The organism is Streptomyces sp. WAC00040 (assembly GCF_056835925.1).
In genome coordinates this window covers 942,297-961,020 of the sequence record NZ_JAKQZE010000003.1, presented here as the reverse complement: position 1 = coordinate 961,020, position 18,724 = coordinate 942,297, and the positions used below count along the sequence as shown (strand labels likewise).

At 71.6% G+C, this 18,724-nt stretch carries 15 protein-coding genes and 2 pseudogenes; 7 read left to right on the top strand and 10 right to left on the bottom strand.

The features are described from left to right. Positions 1–69 precede the first annotated feature (69 nt). From MDN94_RS29865 to MDN94_RS29855, 3 genes and pseudogenes are all read right to left on the bottom strand, one after another. Positions 70–867: a polysaccharide deacetylase family protein gene (locus MDN94_RS29865; RefSeq protein WP_482729119.1), complete on the bottom strand. Its 798-nt coding sequence runs from the start codon at positions 865–867 to the stop codon at positions 70–72. Between the two features lie 20 nt (positions 868–887). Further along, positions 888–1,502: pseudogene (locus MDN94_RS29860) on the bottom strand (glycosyltransferase family 2 protein); the annotation flags it as partial. Position 1,503: 1 nt separating this feature from the next. Next, a pseudogene (locus tag MDN94_RS29855) lies at positions 1,504–2,248 on the bottom strand (glycosyltransferase family 2 protein); the annotation flags it as partial. A 490-nt stretch (positions 2,249–2,738) separates the two neighbouring features. On the opposite strand from MDN94_RS29855, the gene MDN94_RS29850 reads away from it, so the two are divergent. Beyond that, positions 2,739–3,548: an SGNH/GDSL hydrolase family protein gene (locus tag MDN94_RS29850; protein WP_482728947.1), complete on the top strand. Its 810-nt coding sequence runs from the start codon at positions 2,739–2,741 to the stop codon at positions 3,546–3,548. A gap of 93 nt (positions 3,549–3,641) precedes the next feature. Here the strand turns inward: MDN94_RS29850 and MDN94_RS29845 are convergent, their stop codons facing one another. Then, positions 3,642–4,646 (bottom strand): serine/threonine-protein kinase, encoded by a 1,005-nt coding sequence (locus MDN94_RS29845; protein ID WP_482728946.1) that lies wholly within the window; start codon positions 4,644–4,646, stop codon positions 3,642–3,644. A 284-nt stretch (positions 4,647–4,930) separates the two neighbouring features. On the opposite strand from MDN94_RS29845, the gene MDN94_RS29840 reads away from it, so the two are divergent. Continuing rightward, complete coding sequence (locus MDN94_RS29840) at positions 4,931–5,194, top strand: hypothetical protein (RefSeq protein ID WP_159693460.1); 264 nt, start codon at positions 4,931–4,933, stop codon at positions 5,192–5,194. Between the two features lie 61 nt (positions 5,195–5,255). On the opposite strand, the gene MDN94_RS29835 is transcribed toward MDN94_RS29840, so the two are convergent. Genes MDN94_RS29835 through MDN94_RS29825 form a run of 3 tightly spaced genes read right to left on the bottom strand, consistent with a single transcriptional unit; the run spans position 5,256 to position 8,241 of the window. Further along, positions 5,256–6,464: a CaiB/BaiF CoA transferase family protein gene (locus MDN94_RS29835; protein WP_482728945.1), complete on the bottom strand. Its 1,209-nt coding sequence runs from the start codon at positions 6,462–6,464 to the stop codon at positions 5,256–5,258. A gap of 59 nt (positions 6,465–6,523) precedes the next feature. Beyond that, positions 6,524–7,300: an ABC transporter permease gene (locus MDN94_RS29830; protein WP_482728944.1), complete on the bottom strand. Its 777-nt coding sequence runs from the start codon at positions 7,298–7,300 to the stop codon at positions 6,524–6,526. Further along, entirely contained in the window at positions 7,297–8,241 is a 945-nt protein-coding gene (locus MDN94_RS29825) for an ATP-binding cassette domain-containing protein (RefSeq protein WP_482728943.1), read from the bottom strand. Before MDN94_RS29825 ends, MDN94_RS29830 begins: the two co-directional genes overlap by 4 nt. Before the next feature lie 62 nt (positions 8,242–8,303). Here MDN94_RS29825 and MDN94_RS29820 point away from each other — a divergent pair, with 62 nt between their 5' ends. Further along, positions 8,304–9,008, top strand: a complete 705-nt coding sequence (locus MDN94_RS29820) for a TetR/AcrR family transcriptional regulator C-terminal domain-containing protein (protein ID WP_482728942.1) — start codon at positions 8,304–8,306, stop codon at positions 9,006–9,008. Between the two features lie 272 nt (positions 9,009–9,280). Here the strand turns inward: MDN94_RS29820 and MDN94_RS29815 are convergent, their stop codons facing one another. The 3 genes from MDN94_RS29815 to hmgA all read right to left on the bottom strand — a co-directional run bounded on the left by MDN94_RS29815 (position 9,281) and on the right by hmgA (position 12,606). Further along, entirely contained in the window at positions 9,281–10,441 is a 1,161-nt protein-coding gene (locus MDN94_RS29815; RefSeq protein WP_482729118.1) for a type ISP restriction/modification enzyme, read from the bottom strand. A gap of 61 nt (positions 10,442–10,502) precedes the next feature. Continuing rightward, the gene (locus MDN94_RS29810; protein WP_482728941.1) at positions 10,503–11,255 is read right to left on the bottom strand and encodes a GntR family transcriptional regulator; all 753 of its coding nucleotides are present in this window, start codon (positions 11,253–11,255) and stop codon (positions 10,503–10,505) included. A 22-nt stretch (positions 11,256–11,277) separates the two neighbouring features. Continuing rightward, positions 11,278–12,606, bottom strand: coding sequence for a homogentisate 1,2-dioxygenase (gene hmgA, locus MDN94_RS29805; RefSeq protein WP_482728940.1), 1,329 nt, complete (start codon positions 12,604–12,606; stop codon positions 11,278–11,280). A gap of 94 nt (positions 12,607–12,700) precedes the next feature. Between hmgA and MDN94_RS29800 the strand changes: the two genes are divergently transcribed. The 4 genes from MDN94_RS29800 (at position 12,701) to MDN94_RS29785 (ending at position 18,621) form a co-directional block, all read left to right on the top strand. Beyond that, positions 12,701–13,330, top strand: coding sequence for a TetR/AcrR family transcriptional regulator (locus MDN94_RS29800; protein ID WP_482729117.1), 630 nt, complete (start codon positions 12,701–12,703; stop codon positions 13,328–13,330). A gap of 113 nt (positions 13,331–13,443) precedes the next feature. Then, positions 13,444–15,690, top strand: a complete 2,247-nt coding sequence (locus MDN94_RS29795) for a molybdopterin oxidoreductase family protein (protein ID WP_482728939.1) — start codon at positions 13,444–13,446, stop codon at positions 15,688–15,690. A gap of 131 nt (positions 15,691–15,821) precedes the next feature. Beyond that, positions 15,822–17,261 (top strand): CitMHS family transporter, encoded by a 1,440-nt coding sequence (locus MDN94_RS29790; protein ID WP_482728938.1) that lies wholly within the window; start codon positions 15,822–15,824, stop codon positions 17,259–17,261. 1 nt (position 17,262) lies between these two features. Then, positions 17,263–18,621 (top strand): MFS transporter, encoded by a 1,359-nt coding sequence (locus MDN94_RS29785; RefSeq protein ID WP_482728937.1) that lies wholly within the window; start codon positions 17,263–17,265, stop codon positions 18,619–18,621. The last annotated feature ends 103 nt before the right edge of the window (positions 18,622–18,724 follow it).

Genomic DNA, 18,724 nt, shown 5'->3' with positions numbered 1-18,724 from the left:
GGCGCCCATGATCCGGCACGGCCCCTGCCGCCGCACCGTGTTTTGCCCGGTGCGGCGGCACGGACCGGTTCAGCGGCGCGCCGTGGCGGAGGGCGTGAGCGCGTTCAGGTGCGCGGCGGCCCGGCGGGTCCGGCGCACGACGGCGTAGCCCTTGGTGAGGGCCCTGTCCTTCGCGAAGTTCCTGACAAGGTCCCGTCCTTCCACGAGCCGTTCGAACTCCGCCGGCCCGGTGCTGCGCCGTACGGTCAGCCGCCGCAGCGCGTACGGCCCCTGGCGCCGCGCCGCCAGGGCGTTGCCGACGGCGAGGGACTGGGCGAATCCGGCGGCGCGGACAGCGCCGCGCACCCGCCGGTCGGAGTAGCCGTAGGGGTAGGCGAACGAGACGGGCGCGGTACCCAGCTCCTGGGCGATGACGTCCCGGCAGTGGGCCGTCTCGTGGGCGAGACGTTTCCCTTCGAGCTGGTCGAGCTGGGCGTGGGTGTGGGAATGGCCGCCGATCTCCGTCCCCGCCGCGGCCAGTTCACGCACCTGGTCCCAGTCGAGCATCGTGTCCGGTGCGCCTCCCTCGTCGTGTTCTCCCCGCAGCCACCCGGTGGATAAGAACGCGGTGGCCGCGAAGCCGTGTGCGGCGAGGACGGGGAGGACGTGCCGGTGCACCCCCTCGTATCCGTCGTCGAACGTGATCAGCACGGGCCGGCCGGGCAGCGGCCGGTGTCCGTCCGATCGCCAGGCGTCGCCGAGTGCGGCGGTCGTGACGGGGGTGAACCCGCGTTCAGCCAGCACCCGCATCTGGTGTGCGAAGGCCCTCGGCGCGACCGAGAGACCGTGGGCCGCGGGAGCGGGCCGCTCCCCGACGGCGTGGTACATCAGGATGGGCACCGGCTCGTTCACCGCGCGGCCTCCGACGGTGCCGTGCTCGCGATCGGCCCCGAGGAGAACGCCGCAGCGCCCCTGCGCGCCCGTACGCCGCCGACCACGTACCCGGCCGCGGCCGCCGCGACTCCCGCGACGATCGCGCCCGCGCGGCCGGCACCGCCCCGCCGGCCGAGGGCCGCGTCGCGCAGCCCGCGGGCGACACCGGCCGGCAGGACCCGGGTGGTGTAACGGCGTTCCGACTCGAGCCCTTTGCCCGCCCCGACGCTGCGCGCGACGAGCGCCTTGGACAGGCCCTCCGCGTAGCTGCGGCTGCCGAAGTAGCCGAACCGCTCGCGCGCGGCGGGGACCCAGTGGTGGATGACCGCGCGGTCGTCGATCAGCAGCACCGCGTCCGGCAGCGCCCGGGTGAGCCTGATGCACAGTTCGGTCTCCTCGCATCCCAGAGGCCGCCGGTCGCCGTCCCGCCCGATGCCGGTGGCGAATCCGCCGCAGGCGTCGAACGCGGCGCGCCGGAAGGAGGCGTTGCCGCCGAGGACGTTGCGGACCTTGACCTTCCCGGGCGGCAGGCCCCGGTAGGTGCAGCCGACGACCCAGTCGAACTCCTCCGGGAACCAAGCGGGTCTGCGGCTTCAGCACCCGCAGTCCGTCCCGCACGGCCCGCAGGTTGCTGACGCCGTGGATGCGGAGGTACTCGTGGCTGGGGACTTCCTGGACCCGCAGCCCGGCCCTGAAACCACGCGGATGTTCATCAGGGTCTCGATCTCGAAGCCGGTGCAGTCCAGGGCGATCTCGTCGAGGCAGTGCCTCCAAAGGCGTTGTAGCCGTAGCACAGATCGGTGTAGCGGGCGCCGAACTTGGCGTTGACGACCGCGCACAGGACCCGGTTGCCCAGTCGGCGTACCCGGGTCATGTCGTCCGTGCCGCCGCCGTTGGCGAAGCGGGAGCCCTTGGCGAAGTCGGCACCGGAGGCCAGGGCGGAGACATAGGAGACGATCTTCTGCCCGTCGGCGGAGCCGTCGGCGTCGACCATCACGATGATGTCGCCGGTGCAGGCGGCGAATCCGCTGATGAGGGCGCCGCCCTTGCCTTTGCCGAGCTGCTGGACGACCTTGACCCCGGGCCACAGGTCGCGGGCCACCTCGACGGTGCCGTCGGTGGAGTTCCCGTCGACGAGCACCACTTCGTGGATCCAGTCGGGCAGCGTCTTGAAGACGTACGGAAGGTTCTCCGCCTCGTTCATCGCGGGAATCACCACGCTCACGGGCGGGGTGATGGCCAGATGCGACGAGATGGGCCGGTATCTGACCGACGGGCGGGCGCGTTCGTTCACCGGATCTTGCCCCGGGGCCGCCGGGTGCAGGACTGAGCTCATGGCCTTCGTTCCCTCTCTCCACCGGTGGACCGCCCTCCCCAGGGCGGTCCGGATGAGTGTCCGGTTCGAAAGGGGGGTGTTCTGCTCGTCGGCCCATGGCGAAGCGCCGCTCCGTGCTGGGTCGGTCGAGCCGGCATCACTGGCCGAGCGGTCCACGGCCCGTCATGAACGCGAGCGCGGAACCGGCACGGCACCCCCCTGCCGTAACACCCGCCCGGAGTTCATCGCGGTGCCGTTGCCCTCCCCTGAGCCGCTTGCGTGATGGACCGGTGCGGGTGGATGTACGACGGTATTGATGATTGGGACTGTATTACAAGACACGTCAGAGAGGCCTGTTTTTGTCTTTTTGACGATAAATCAACCATCAAGTGCCGTACTGTCCCCACACGCACCACTGACTCGTCAGTAACATTCTTGGCATGGACACTTCCGGTGAACTCTGTCCCCTGCTACGAAAGTTGAGGCAGAGATCCTGCTATAGGGAGGTTCCATGAAACTGTCCCGAGCCGCGGCATTCTCATCCTCACTCCTCCTCGGCGCCGTCCTCGCTCTCACCGGAGCAGGTCAGGCGCAGGCCGACTCGACCGCCCAGTCCCTGGACTACGTGGCCCTCGGCGACTCCTACTCCTCCGGCGTGGGAGCCGGCAGCTACGACAGCGCGAGCGGCAACTGCAAGCGCAGTACCCGGGCCTTCCCCAAGCTCTGGGCCAACGCGAACTCACCCTCGTCGTTCGCCTTCACGGCTTGCTCGGGCGCCCGTACGGGTGATGTCACGGCGAGTCAGCTGGGTCCCCTCAGCTCGTCCACCGATCTCGTCTCCATCACCGTCGGCGGCAATGACGCGGGCTTCGCCGACGTCATGACCACGTGCGTCCTGCAGTCCGAGTCCACCTGCCTGAACCGGATCGCACAGGCGAAGGCGTACGTCGACTCGACACTGCCGGGAAGGCTCGACCAGGTGTACTCGGCGATCAGTGCCAAAGCCCCGGCGGCGCGGGTCGTCGTCCTCGGCTATCCCCGTTTCTACAAGTTGGGCGGCAGCTGTATCGCCGGCCTCAGCGAGAACGAGCGGGCCGCCATCAACGGTGCCGCCGACCACCTCAACACGGCGATCGCCAAGCGCGCGGCCGACCACGGCTACGGCTTCGCCGGCGTCGTGGGGACGTTCACCGGCCATGAGATCTGCTCCGGTTCCGCCTGGCTGCACAGCGTCAACTGGCTGAACATCGGAGAGTCCTACCACCCGACCGCGGCCGGCCAGTCCGGCGGCTACCTACCGGCGTTCAATTCCAACGCCTGACCGATCTCGACCTTCCGTCAGCAGTCGGTTCACGGCAGGCCCGCGGCTTCCTCCGCGGTCCTGCCGTGTTCCTCCCGGACAGGCGCCACGGTCTCAAGCGGCCACCAGCCAGACGAGGGCGACGACGAAGAGCAGCAGCAGCGCCACCCCCACGGCCAGCACCGTCGTGGCCCGTTTCGAGTCGTCGCTCTGCGGCTCGGTCACGGCGGTCACGGCCGGGGGCCGCCCGGGAGCCGGCTCCGCCTTCGGCTCGAAGCGCGGCCCGGACTCCTCCACGGCCGAGGGCGTGGCCGCCGGCACCGGCACATCCGTACGCGCACCACCGCCCGCGCTCGCAAGGCGCAACCGGTGCTCGGCCTCCGCCGCGTCGAGCCGCTCCGCCGGATTGCGGTGCAGCAGATCCGTGACGACCGCGCTCAGGGTGTCCGACCTGCCGGCCTCGGCCTGCTCGTCGCGGCGGTGGTCCATGCCGAACGCGGACCGCCCCTCCGTCGCCGCGTGCAGCATCGCCCCGAGTGACCACAGGTCGGACTCCGGGCCCGGGTCGCGGCCCGCCAGTACCTCAGGGGCGCCGAATCCGGGAGACTCGCGGGCCGTCAACTCGCCGAAGCCGGTGACCATCACCCGGCCGTCGTTGGCGATCAGCACGTTCGACGGCCGCACGTCCAGGTGCAGCACACCCGCGGCGTGCGCGGCCCGCAGGGCCGCCAGCACCTCCGCCCCTATATGGGCGGCGCGGCGCGGTGGCAGCGGCCCCTCCGCGTCGAGCACGTCGGAGAGGGACAGCCCGCGCACCAGTTCCATCACGATCCACGGCCGGCCGTCCTCCGCCGCCACGTCATGGACGGCGACCACATTGCGGTGCGAGACCCGGCCGGCGGCGCGGGCCGCGTTCTCCAGGTGCTCGTACAGATCCCGGACGTCTCCGGCTCCGAGCGAGGCCGGCGGCTTGACCTCCCTGACCGCGACCTGGCGGCCGAGGACCTCGTCGCGGGCCAGCCACAGGACTCCCGTGGCGTCCTCGTCCAGCGGGCTCAGCAGGTGGTAGCGGCCGGCGACCAGCCGTACCGCTCCCGGCGTTTCCGGCACGTCGCTCATGGTGGGCCCCCTGTCCGCGACCTGGAGCCGCAAGCCGGTGGAAATCACTTCAAGTTAACTCAACTCCAGGCGTTTCAAGAGTCGTTGATTGGTCATCAGTACGAAGGAAGACCGGAAGTCGCGCACACGCTGTCCAACTCGCCCTGGAATCAGCCACATTCGGAGCGTAATCGTCAACCCCCGTACGGGTGTGGTGAATCATGCGGGCGGGATACACGGGTGTCCCGGCGGGGAGATAGGGTTAACCTGCCCGGGCCGGGTGCCTCGTACGGGTGGGGAGTGACATGGAACAGATAACAGTGCGCAGCAGGCCGCGTGTGCCTGCCATCACATGCGGAAGCGGTGCGACGAGTTCGCGTCTCGACCGGCACCTCTCGGTGCTCGGCGGACCGGCCGTGCCGCAGGTCGAGGCGGCGGAAGCGACGCTGCTGATGCGTGAACTGACCTCGCGCGACGTGACGCGCAGCCGCAGGAGCAAGAGTGCGCGCGTGTCGCTCTTCGCACCGCTGCGCAGGCTCCGCCGTTCACTGTTCGGCAGCCGCGGCTGACCCGACCCCCGGCCGAACCACCCACGGCTCCCACGCGTCGGGACGAGCGCGCCCACCCCGCTCAGGCGACCACACCGTCCCGGCGCAACAGCGCTGCCGCCTCATCCGTCATCCCCAGGCCCCGCAGCAGCGCGTCCGTGTGCTCACCCAGACCGGGAATCGCCGCCATCCGAGCCGGTTCCCCGCCCGGCAGTGTGATCGGGGGCAGCATCGCCTTCAGCGGCCCCGCCGGTGAGGCGACCTCGCGCCACCGGTCCCGTGCCGCGAGCTGCGGGTGGGCGGCCACGTCCGCCATGCTGTTCAGTCGGGCGCAGGCGATCCCCGCCGCCTCCAGCCGGGCCACCGCGTCCGCCGTGTCCAGCCCCGCCAGGGCCTTGGCCACCGCCGCGTCCGTCCGCTCGCGGTTCGCCGTGCGTGCCCGGTTGGTCGCGAAGTCGGGATCGAGGGCCAGTTCGGGCCGGCCCAGGACCTGTTCGGCCAGCCGCCGCCACTCGCGGTCGTTCTGCACCGACAGCAGCACCTGACCGCCGTCGGCGGTCGCATAGGCGTCGTAGGGAGAGATGACGGCGTGCGCGAGCCCCGTGCGTGCCGGCGGCTCGCCCCCGTGCATCCCGTGGTGCAGTGGGTGTCCCATCCATTCGGCGAGCGCCTCCAGCATGGAGATCTCCACGACGCCGCCGCGACCGGTCGTCCCCCTGCGCAGCAGGGCGGCGAGCACCCCGGAGAACGCGTACATGGCCGCCGCGATGTCGGCCGCCGGAACGCCCGCCTTCACCGGCTCTTCCGCCGTCCCGGTCACCGACACCAGCCCAGCCTCGCACTGTACGAGCATGTCGTAGGCACGCTTGTGTGCGTAAGGGCCGCCGGAGCCGTAGCCGGAGATGTCGACGGCGACGAGCCTCGGATGCGCCTCGCACAGCGCGGCGGCGTCCAGTCCGAGCCGGGCCGCCGCGCCCTGCGCGAGGTTCTGTACGAACACATCGGCGTCGGCGACGAGCCGGTGCACGATGTCGAGGCCGCGCGGATCCTTCAGATCCACCGCGATGGACTCCTTGCCCCGGTTGCACCACACGAAGTGCGAGGCCAGACCCCGGGCCGCGGTGTCGTAACCGCGGGCGAAGTCCCCGCCGTCCGGCCGCTCCACCTTGATCACCCGGGCGCCGAGGTCGGCGAGCTGGCGGGTCGCGAAGGGGGCGGAGACGGCTTGCTCGACGGCGACGACGGTGATGCCGTCGAGGGGGAGGGGCAGGGGCGGCGGATGTGGGCTCATGACAGCCGTGCATATCGTGTAGGTGGCACCTTTGTCACCACCGCCGGGCGCGGGCCGGGTCATGACCGGGCGTAGCGCCGCACCGCGAGCGGCACGCAGACCGCCAGCAGCACCAGTGACCAGCACACCGCTCCGGCCACCGGATGGGCCACCGGCCAGGCCGCGTCCGCCGCCGGGGAAGCGCTGCCGAAGAGGTCCCGCACCGCGGCGGTGACCGCGGAGACGGGGTTCCACTCGGCTACCGTGCGAAGTCCGGCCGGCAGCCCGTCGGTGGGCAGATACGCGTTGGACAGCAGCGGCAGCATGAAGGTCGCGCCGCCCAGCTGCCCAGCAGCCTCCTCGCTGCGCGAGGCGAGGCCGAGGAGGATGCCGGCCCAGGTCGAGGCGAAGCGGAAGAGCAGCAGGATCCCGAATCCGCCCATGGCCTCGAGGGCGCTGCCCTCGATCCGCCAGCCCATCGCGAGGCCGACGAGCAGGAGCGGCACCAGGCCGGCCGCCGCGGCCACGAGATCCGCGGCCGCCTGGCCGAACGGGACCGCGCCGCGGCTCATGGGCAGGGAGCGGAAGCGGTCCATGACGCCGCGGTGGGAGTCCTGGGCGGCGGTGAACATTCCGGTCATGACGCCGTTCGCGGCTGTCGCCACGAGCATGCCCGGGACCAGGAAGGCCCGGTAGTCGGCGCCCGGCATGGCCATCGCGCTGCCGAAGACGTAGCCGAAGAAGAGCAGGAAGACGATCGGCATGGTCTGCGTCATGACGGGGATCGCGGGGGCGTGCTTCATGCGCAGCAGGTGGCGGCCGAGGACGGCCGCGCTGTCGAGGACGACGGTGCTCATGCGGCGGGCTCCTTCACGGGTCGGCCGGTGAGGCGCAGGAACACCTCGTCCAGGGTGGGCGGGCGCAGCCCGGCGTCCAGGACCGCGACCCCCGCCGCGTCGAGCTCCCGCACGAGCCGGGGCAGGGTGAGCGTCGAGTCGGTGGTGACGGCCCCGGCGGACCGGCGCTCCACGTCGACGACCGGCTCCGCGCCGGTCAGCTGATCGAGGACGGCCGCCGCGGCCGGCAGTGCGGCCCGGTCGAGGACGACCACCTCCGCGTAGTTGCCGATGAGCCCTTTGAGTTCGCTGGGGGTGCCGTTGTGGGTGGCGCGGCCACCGTCGATCAGTACGACGTCGTCGGCGAGCCGGTCGGCCTCCTCGAGGTACTGGGTGGTCAGCAGCACGGTCGTGCCCTCTTCGGTCAGTTGCCGCACCGCGTCCCAGATCTCGTTCCGGCTGTGCGGGTCGAGCCCGGTGGTCGGCTCGTCCAGGAACAGCACCTCGGGGCGCGTGATCAGACCGGCCGCCAGGTCGAGCCGGCGGCGCATGCCGCCCGAGTAGGTGCGGGCCGGGCGGCCGGCGACCTCGGTCAGACCGAACCGCTCCAGCAGCTCGGCGGCCCGGGTGCGGGGGGCACGCAGGAGCCGGGCGAACAGCCGCAGGTTCTCCGCGCCCGTCAGTTCGCCGTCGACCGAGGCGTACTGCCCGACGACGCCGATGCGGCGGCGTACGGCGGCGGGATCACGCCGCAGGTCCTGCCCGGCGACCGTGGCGCTTCCCGCGTCGGGCCTGGTGAGTGTGGTCAGGATCCTTACGGCGGTCGTCTTCCCGGCGCCGTTGGGGCCGAGCACCGCGCAGACCGTGCCCCGGGCGACGGCCAGATCGAGGCCGCGGAGGGCGGGGACGTCGCCGAACCGCTTCTCCAGACCTTCACTAAGTACAGCGTACGTAGTTGTCATGGGTCGACGGTACCTCACTACGTACGCTGTACGTAACTAGGATGTGAGGGAGGTGATGATCCATGGCGGGCCGAGCGGCCGAACCGGAAGTGATCTGGGCGCGCCCCGAGCGCACGGGCAGAGGCCCGAAACCGGCGTACAGCCGGAGCGACATCGCGGCGGCCGCCGTGCGCATCGCGGACGAGGAGGGCATCGACGCCCTTTCCATGCGGAAGGTCGCGGCGCTGCTGGGCTGCGGCACGATGTCGCTGTACAACTACGTGCCCCGCAAGGAAGACCTGTACGAGCTGATGGTCGACGCGGTCAGCGGTGAGTACGAGCTCGGGGAGCCGTCGGACGACTGGCGCGCGGAGATACTCGCCCTCGCGCACCAGGCGCGGGCCATGATGCTCCGCCATCCATGGCTCGCCCGGGTGATGTCACCGATGTACGGCTTCAGCCCCAACGTGCTGCGCTACCTGGAGTGGTGCCTTCGCGCGCTGGAGAGCCTGGACGCGCCGTACGGCACGAAGTTCGAGCTGATCGCGATGGTCAACGGCACGGTGATGACGACGGTCGCGAACGAACTCGCGATGGCCGAACGCGCCAGGTCCCTCCCGTGGTCGCCGGAGCAGGAACAGGCGGCACGCCGCGCCTATCTGGCGGGTCAGGTGGCGGGCGGGGAATACCCACGGCTGGCGGCGGCGCTGGGAGAGGCGGCGGAGCCGGGGGACGCGGAGGAGACGTTCGAGCGGGTGCTGAGGCGGGTGATCGACGCGTTCGCCTGACGGCGTGCGGGGTGTGTGCGTGGCGGCATGGCGCCTGCGGCCGGATGTACCCCACCCACCCACCCCACCCCGCCCGTTCCCGGAACCGGGCTCCGCCGGGACCACGTGACCGCGCTTCGCACGGTGTCCTCGATCTCCTTCAGCGGCCCGGCGGCCGCGGGGGTACGCGGACCCGGCCCTACCGGGGCGGCGGCTCGGCCTCGATGCCGGCGGCCGCTCGAGCCTCGCCGGCGTCGAGGGGGGCAGCGGGGAACCCCCGGAACACGGACGCCTCACAGAAGGGCGAACTGCCCCTCCGGGCCCTCCTCCTCGTGGTCGAGGACCGACGCCGGGCGGCGGGTCGCCGGCGGTGGGGGCAGGACGCCCGACGCGCGCAGTTCCGTTGCGGAGATCAGGGGGCCGGTGGACGTCAGCGCCGTCCGCCGTGGGGCCAGTTCCGCCAGCAGTGCCAGGACCGTGACCAGTTCCAGCAGTTCGGAGGTCCACTCCTGCGGCCAGGCTCCGGGGCGCATTGCCTCGAGCGTGCCCGCCTCGCCCGTCGACGTGCGCCGGTCGAACCAGAGCTCCAGCACCCGCACCCCGCCCACCTCGAACTCCCATGCCGTGCGCGGGACGGGGGAGATGCGGCCGGTGCCGCCGAGGAGCAGGGCCTCGTCCTCGGGGGCGTAGTCGATCGAGTCCGGCCGGGGCGGCAGCGCGGCGCGGACGTAGGGCCGGCGGCCGCCGGGGAGCCGGGGGCGGTCGCCGCCCCGCGCGCCGCGCAGCATGACGCGGATCATCTCCTGGCCGAGTGCCACTCCGGTGGACCAGACGCCGGCTTCCGCCGTCAGGGGCACCACGCATCCGGCGGGGGAGGGCGCCGCGGCCGCGACCGTCCAGGCGGCCAGGTCCTCGGCGTCGACGGGCTGCCCGTACCGCTCGGCCAGCAGGCCGGTGAGCCCGGGCGTGATGTTGGGTTCGTGTCCGCCGGGCCGCCGGTACAGAGGTCGGATGCGGCCGGGACGTCCGGCGGCAGAACGGCCGTCCGGGAGCAGGCCGGTGACCGTGAGCGCGGGTCCGTCGGCCTTCGGCACGTGTCCCTGTTCGACGACGAACAGCTGCCGCTCGTCCCGTACCCGCCACAACTCGGGCCGTGCGACGTCGATCAGCCGGTGGTCGGGGATCAGCCACTGTTCGTCGAAGGCGCCGTGCAGCACCCGCACGGGTTCCGGGCATCGGCCGGTCTCGCGCGCCATGCGTCCCGTACCGGTCGGCTGGCCCGGCAGCTGGGCCACCGTGCCGTGCGTGCCACGGGCCCTGGAGACCCGGAACAGGGTCTCGCGGGTGCCGTCCTGCGCCCGTACGAGGGCGTCCCAGCGGGCCCGCAGGGACGCGGCGTCCGGCGCCATCACCCAGTCCCTGCCCAGCCGCAGCGGCGCCACGGACCAGGGCATGAGGTCGTCGAGCAGCGGCACGTCCTCGGTGAGAGCAGTCACCGTCGCATGCTAGTCAGGCTCAGTCCGCGGCATCCACGGTGACCGAGAAGGAGAACCGGTCCCCGCGGTAGCGGATGCGGGCCACGTCCACGACCCGGCCGGTGTCGTCGTAGGTCACACCGGTGTAGTGCAGGATCGGGCTCAGCAGTGGCACCCGCAGCAGTTCCGCGGTCCGCGGGTCGGCGAGCCGGGCCTCCACCGTGTCGGTGATCCGGCTGATACGGACCCCGAGGGCGTCCCGCAGCACCTTCGTCATCGGCCAGCGCTCCAGGTCGGTGATGTCCAGCCCGGCGGCGACATCGGGATGCAGGGCGTTCTCCGCCCAGTTGGTGGGCTCGCCGCTGTCGCCGTCGCAGCGCAGCCTCCGGTACACCACGACCTCGGCGGCCCCGGGGAAGTGCTCGGCGAGCTCGACCGGCACCGGCTCCGGGCCGTGGCCGAGGACCGTGGTGCGCTCGCCGGACTGCTGGGCGACGATCGCGTCGATCGAGCCCAGCAGCCGCCGGGGCGCCCCGCGGCGTGCCCCCGGTTCGATGAAGGTGCCGCGCCGCCGGTGCCGGCTGATCAGACCCTCCTCCTCCAGCTCCTTGAGCGCCTGGCGCATGGTCAGGACGCTCACTCCGTAATGCTGGGCGAGCTGTTCCTCTGTGGGCAGCCGCAGCGACGCCTCGGGCGTTCGGCCCAGTATCGAGGCGCGCAGGGACTGCGAGACCTGGTACCACAGCGGCAGCTTGCGGTTCAGGACCAGCGAGTCGGGGGCGAAGGAGGTCACGGCATCTCCGTACTACGACGAACTACGACCTGAAGTGGCGCTGAAGACCCTGCCACACGTCGTCGTACCCCATCTGCAGATGGTCGGCGTTCGCCGCCTGCGCGGTGGCGGTCACCGGCCAGCGGGTCTCGAACATGAAGGCAAGGCCGTCGTCGATCTTCTGCGGCTTCAGCTCGGCCGCGCTCGCCCGGTCGAAGGTCTCCCGGTCGGGGCCGTGCGCCGACATCATGTTGTGCAGCGAGCCGCCGCCGGGGACGAACCCTTCGGCCTTCGCGTCGTACGCGCCCTCGATCAGGCCCATGTACTCGCTCATCACGTTGCGGTGGAAGTACGGCGGGCGGAAGGTGTCCTCGCCGACCAGCCAGCGCGGTGCGAAGACGACGAAGTCGACACCGGCGAGCCCCGGGGTGTCGGAGGGCGAGGTCAGCACCGTGAAGATCGACGGGTCGGGGTGGTCGTACGAGATCGTCCCGATGACGTTGAAGCGGCGCAGGTCGTAGACGTACGGGACATGGGTGCCGTGCCAGGCGACCACGTCGAGCGGAGAGTGGTCGTAGGTCGCCGCCCACAGGTTCCCGCAGAACTTGTTGACCACCTCGACCGGTTGCTCGACGTCCTCGTAGGCGGCGACGGGGGCCAGGAAGTCGCGGGCGTTGGCCAGGCCGTTGGCGCCGATCGGACCGAGCTCGGGAAGCTCGAAGGGCTGCCCGTAGTTCTCGCAGACGTAGCCGCGGGCAGTGGCGTCCAGCAGTTCGACCCGGAAGCGGACGCCGCGGGGAACGAGGGCGACCTCCCCGGGCCGGGCGGGCAGCAGCCCGAACTCGGTCACGAGCAGCAGCCCGCCGTGCTCGGGGACGATCAGCAGTTCGCCGTCCGCGTTGCTGAACACGCGGTCGGTCATGGACGTATTGGCGTGGTAGAGGTGCACGGCCATGCCGGTGCGCTGCGTCACGTCACCATTGCCGCCGAGTGTCCACAGCCCGGCCAGCCAGTCGGTGCCCGGGGTCGGCTCGGGCAGCGGGTTCCAGCGCAGCCGGTTCGGGTCGGGCACGGTCTCGGTGAAGGGGGCGGTACGGACGCGGCCGTTGTCGACGCGGACGAAGGGAGGGTGTGCGGCAGAGGGACGGATGCGGTACAGCCACGAGCGGCGGTTGTGCGCCCGGGGCTCGGTGAAGGCCGAGCCGCTGAGCTGTTCCGCGTAGAGGCCTAGGGGGGCGCGCTGGGGGGAGTTGCGCCCGTGCGGAAGTGCGCCAGGCTCCGCCTCCGAGCTGTGCTCGTTGCCGAAGCCGGGGGAGAACGACGTCTCCGTCAGCCCCTCGACAATCTTCCGCGCCTGTCCGGTGCCACTCATCGCCCGCTCCTGGTGCTGAAGGATTCCTCAATCCATTCCTATGGACAACCGTAGGATTGCACCTCGGCCCCGTCAACGGCAACGGACCGGCATGATGGGCCGCGTGTCCCAGCCACCACTGCGCCGCCGTCCGGTCCAGCGGCGAAGCGCCGACCGGCTCGCCCGCATCCTCGACGCGTGCGCGGCGCTGCTGGACGAGAGCGGCTACGAGCAGCTGTCGACCCGGGCGGTCGCGGTGCGGGCGGGAGTGCCGATCGGATCCGTCTACCGCTTCTTCGGCAACAAGCGCGCGCTGGTCGTCGCGCTCGGCCACCGCAATCTCGACGCCTACGCCGACCACGTCTCCCGGCGGCTCGTCGCCTCCTCCGGCGAGGACTGGGGCGCCGCGATCGATGTGATGCTCGACGAGTACCTGACGATGAAGCGCACCTGCCCCGGCTTCACCCTCGTCGACTTCGGCGCCCAGCTGCCGGTCGGCGCGCCGGTGGACGGCGTGCACCACGAGGTCGCCGACCGGCTCGGCGAACTGCTGGCCTCGCACCTGGGGCGCGAGTCCGACGTGAAGCTGCGCAGGGCGGTGCTGGTGTGCGTGGAGGCGGCGGACGCGCTGCTGCAACTGGCGTTCCGGTCGAGGGTCGGCGGTGACGAGGCGATCATCGCGGAAACCCGACGGCTGCTCCGTGCCTATCTCGCCGACGTCCTGGACGCCCCCGGGGTCGCGTGAAAACCGTGCGTGAAAGACCCTCCCGCACATGCATACCGGTCGGTATGCTCAGTTCGGCGTCCATGCCGCCGCCGTCCACGCCGTCGCCGCCCACGCCCGTCCGGGGAGGACCCGTGTCCCGCACCGCTCCAGCCGAATCCACTGCCGCCGCCCCCGGGGAGCCCACCCGCACAGCACTGCGGGTCTGCCCGCTGTGCGAAGCTACCTGCGGGCTGACCCTCACCATCGAGGGCAGCCGCGTCACCCGCGCCCGCGGTGACCGCGACGACATCTTCAGCCGTGGCTTCATCTGCCCGAAGGGTGCCTCCTTCGGGGAGCTCGACGCCGACCCGGACCGGCTGCGCACACCCCTGATCCGGGAGAACGGTGAACTGCGCGACGCCACCTGGCAGGAAGCCTTCGACCTGATCGCCGCCCGCATCAGGCCGCTGATCGAGGAGCACGGACCGAACGCCGTCGGAGTCGTCCTCGGAAACCCGAACGTCCACACCATGGCCGGCGCCCTCTACCCGCCCGTCCTGCTCTCCGCCCTGGGCACCCGCAACGTCTACTCCGCGTCGACGCTCGACCAGATGCCCAAACACGTCTCCAGCGGACTGCTCTTCGGCAGCGCCACGGCCATCCCCGTGCCCGACCTGGACCGCACCGACCACCTGCTGCTGCTCGGCGCCAACCCGCTGGAGTCCAACGGCAGCCTGTGCACCGCGCCCGACTTCCCCGGCAAGCTGAAGGCCCTCCGCCGCCGCGGCGGGACCCTGACCGTGGTCGACCCGCGCCGCACCCGCACCGCCCAGCTCGCCGACCGGCACGTCGCGATCCGGCCCGGCACGGACGCGCTGCTGCTCGCGGCCCTCACCCAGGTGCTGTTCGAAGAAGGACTCACCGACCTCGGCGCACTGGCCGCCCATGTCGAGGGGGTGGCCGAAGTGGAGGCCGCCGTCAAGGACTTCACACCAGAGGCTGTGGCGGAGGCCTGCGACATGGACGCGGAGGAGATCCGCACGATGGCCCGCGAGCTCGCGGGCGCACCCACCGCGGCCGTCTACGGGCGCATCGGCAGCTGCACCGTCGAGCACGGTACCCTCGCCAGCTGGCTCGTCGACGTCCTCAACGTGCTGACCGGCAACCTCGACAGGCCCGGAGGCGCCCTCTTCCCGCTGTCCGCCACCGAACGCGCTCCACGGCCGGCCGCACCCGGCAAGGGGTTCTCCCTCGGCCGCTGGAGGAGCCGGGTGAGCGGCCACCCGGAGGCCAAGGGCGAACTGCCCCTCGCCGCCCTCGCGGAGGAGATCGAGACCCCGGGCGACGGACAGATCCGCGCCGTGATCGTGATCGCGGCCAACCCGGTGCTCTCAGCCCCCGACGGCGGCCGCCTCGACGGGGCCCTGGCCGGCCTCGGCCTGATGGTGAGCATCGACCCCTATCTCAACGAGACCTCACGCCACGCCGACGTGGTGCTGCCCCCGCCGCCGCCCTCCCGGAGCGCGCACTTCGACTTCGCCTTCAACGCCTTCGCCGTCAGCAACCAGGCCCGCTTCAGCCCCGCCGCCGTACCGCTGGAGGAGGGGCTGATGGACGAAAGCGAGATCCACGCGCGCCTGATCCTCGCCGTCTCCGGCATGCACGGCGCGGAGCCGTCAGCCGTCGACGACATGGTCATCAAGAGCACCCTCGCAAAGGCGGTCGCGGACCCCGCGTCCCCGGTGCACGGCCGGGCGGCGGAAGAGGTCGCCTCCGAACTCACCGGACGCACCGGCCCCGAGCGCCGTCTCGACATGATGCTGCGCCTCGGCCCGTACGACCTGACCCTCGACATGCTGCTGGAGGCTCCGCACGGTGTCGACCTCGGCCCCCTGCGGCCCCGCATCCCGCAGATCCTGAAGACCCGCAGCGGACGCGTCGAGCTGCTGCCCGGCCCCGTCGCCGACGATCTGCCCAGGCTGCGTGCCGCCCTCGCGGCCCGGCCGGAGGGCCTCGTGCTGGTCGGCCGCCGCCATCTGCGTTCCAACAACAGCTGGCTGCACAACGTGCCCGCGCTGAACGGCGGTTCCAACCGGTGCACCCTGCACATGCACCCCGACGACGCGGCTCGGCTCGGACTCGAGGACGGAGCGACGGTGAGTGTCACCGGCGACGGAGGCGTCGTGTCGGCCCCGGTCGAGATCACGGACACGGTGCGACCCGGTGTCGTCAGCCTGCCGCACGGCTGGGGCCACGACCGTCCCGGCATCCGCATGTCGGTGGCCGCCGGCCGTCCCGGAGTCAACGTCAACCAGCTGCTCGACGGCTCCCGGCTGGACCCCCTGTCGGGCACCGCGGTGCTCAACGCCATCCCGGTGGATGTAGCGCCAAGCCGATGACCTGGGGTTTTGCTCGTATTGCTCACGAGTCGACGTCTTGTTAACGGCAGACGGCGACACCTAACGTCATCCGGACCCACCGGCGGGCCGCTCCTCCGGTGGCAGTTCAAGGATGAACGTTAGGTGTCCCCATGCTGACAGTCCTCGGCTTCGCCATGATCGCGACCTTCCTGGTCCTGATCATGATGAAGAAGATGTCGCCGATCGCGGCGCTGGTCCTGATCCCCGCACTCTTCTGCGTCGCCGTCGGGCAGGGCGCACAGCTCGGGGACTACGTCCTCGAAGGTGTGGGAAACCTCGCCCCGACGGCGGCGATGCTGATGTTCGCCATCGTCTACTTCGGCGTGATGATCGACGTCGGGCTGTTCGACCCGATCGTGCGGGGCATCCTGCGCTTCTGCAAGGCGGACCCGCTGCGCATCGTGATCGGTACGGCGGTGCTCGCCGCCATCGTCTCGCTCGACGGCGACGGCTCCACGACCTTCATGATCACGGTCTCGGCGATGTATCCGCTCTACAAGCGCCTGAAGATGAGCCTCGTCGTGCTGACAGGCATCGCCGCCACGGCGAACGGCGTGATGAACACCCTGCCCTGGGGCGGTCCGACCGCCCGTGCCGCCACCGCGCTCAAGCTGGACGCCGCCGACATCTTCGTGCCGATGATCCCCGCCCTCGGCGCCGGACTTCTCTTCGTCCTCGTCCTCTCGTACGTCCTCGGCCGCCGCGAGCGCAAGCGCCTCGGACATCTCACGCTCGACGAGGCGCTCGAGCCCGAGCCCGGCACGGTGCTCGTCAAGGCCGGCGGGGGCGGCGGGCACGCCGGCGGGACCACGGGCTCCGGCACCGGCGCCGAGGGCGCCGGATCCGGTCCGGGTCCGGACACCGGGTCCGCCCGCGAGGGGGACGAACCCCCGCTCCAGGACGGCGGTTTCCAGGGCCTCGACCCGAACCGCGCGACGCTGCGGCCCAAGCTGTACTGGTTCAACGCCGGTCTGACGCTGGCCCTTCTCATCGCCATGATCACGGAACTGCTGCCGATCCCCGTGCTCTTCCTGCTCGGCGCGGCCCTCGCCCTGACCGTCAACTTCCCCTCCATGGCGGATCAGAAGGCACGTATCGCGGCCCACGCGGACAACGTCCTGAACGTCGCGGGCATGGTCTTCGCCGCCGCCGTCTTCACCGGCGTCCTCACCGGCACCGGCATGGTCGAGCACATGGCGGACTGGCTCGTCGGCGCCATCCCCGAGGGCATGGGCCCGCACATGGCGATCGTCACGGGCGTACTGAGCCTGCCGCTCACGTACTTCATGTCGAACGACGGCTTCTACTTCGGTGTGCTGCCGGTCCTCGCGGAGGCGGGTGCCGCCCACGGCGTCTCGCCGCTGGAGATCGCCCGCGCCTCCCTCGTCGGCCAGCCGCTGCACATGTCCAGCCCGCTCGTCCCCGCCGTGTACGTCCTCGTCGGCATGGCGAAGGTCGAGTTCGGCGACCACACCCGCTTCACGGTCAAGTGGGCAGCCTTGACCAGCCTGGTGGTGCTGGGGGCCGGGATCCTGTTCGGCATCGTCTGACATGGGTCGACTCTGGCTGCTGCGCCTCGTCATCGCCTTCGGGTTCGCCCAGGCGGCGGTGTCGATGGCGCGCCCGGCCGTCTCCTACCGGGCGCTGTCGCTCGGCGCCGACGAGCGGGCGATCGGTGTGATCGCCGGTGTGTACGCGCTGCTTCCGCTGTTCGCCGCCGTACCGCTGGGCCGCAGGACCGACCACGGCCGCTGCGCGCCGCTGCTGTACGCGGGCGTCGCTCTGATCGCCGGCGGCTGCGCGCTCAGCGGACTCGCCGGCTCGCTGCCGGCGATGGCCGCGTGGAGCGGTGTGATGGGACTCGGCCACCTCTGCTTCGTGATCGGCGCCCAGTCGATCGTCGCCCGCCGGTCAGCCCCCGCCGAACAGGACCGCAACTTCGGGCACTTCACCATCGGCGCCTCCCTGGGTCAGCTGGCCGGACCTATTGCCGCCGGCGCGCTGATCGGTGACGACATGGCCCGCACGAGTGCGCTGGCGCTCGTCGTCTCCGCGGCCGTGGCGTCCGTCGCGCTGACCTCGATGTGGCGTATCGAGCTGCGGCGCAAGGGAGTCGGGCACAACCGGGACTCCGCGGCGAAGGTTCCCGTGCACCGCATCCTGCGTACCCGCGGCGTACCCGCGGGGATCTTCATCAGCCTCGCCGTGCTCTCGGCCACGGACATCCTCACCGCATATCTGCCGGTCGTCGGCGAGCACCGCGGTATCGCGCCCATCGTCGTGGGCCTGCTCCTGAGCCTGCGGGCCGCCGCCACGATCGCGTGCCGGCTGGTGATGACGCCGATGATCCGCCGCCTCGGCCGTACCAGCCTGCTGACCGTGACCTGTCTGCTCGGCGGGGTGCTGTGCGCGGGCATCGCACTGCCGGTGCCGCTGTGGGCGCTGGCGCCGATGCTGGCGGCGCTCGGCTTCTGCCTGGGCGTGGGGCAGCCGTTGTCCATGACGACGGTGGTGCAGGCGGCCCCGGCCGGCGCGCGTTCGACGGCGCTCGCTCTGCGGCTGACCGGCAACCGTCTCGGCCAGGCCGCCGCGCCGGCCTTCGCGGGACTGGCCGCCGGGCTCGCCGGTGCCGCGGCGCCCTTCGTGACGCTCGGTGTGCTGCTGGTGGCGTCGGGCGGGACCGCGGTGCGCTCCGGCCGCGCCGGACGCGGACCGTCGGCGACCGTCGGCCAGTCCGGCGGTCCCCCGGACGGCTCCCCGGGTGGCGCTCCGGACGGCGCCGTGGGTGGCCTTCCGGGCGGCGCTTCGGTCGGGGCGGCGGTGACCGGGGCGGACCGTTCGCCCGGCGGTGCCGCTCAGGCCGCCGACACGCAAGAATCGCCCGGTCGGCACAACCGCGGTGTCCGCTAGTAGGGGCATTTCTGACGGCTTCTCAGCGTTTCGATGCGTCTTCACGTCAATTTCGTGACATTTAGTCAGGCGATCGCGTGATCAGTATGACAATCGCATCGGC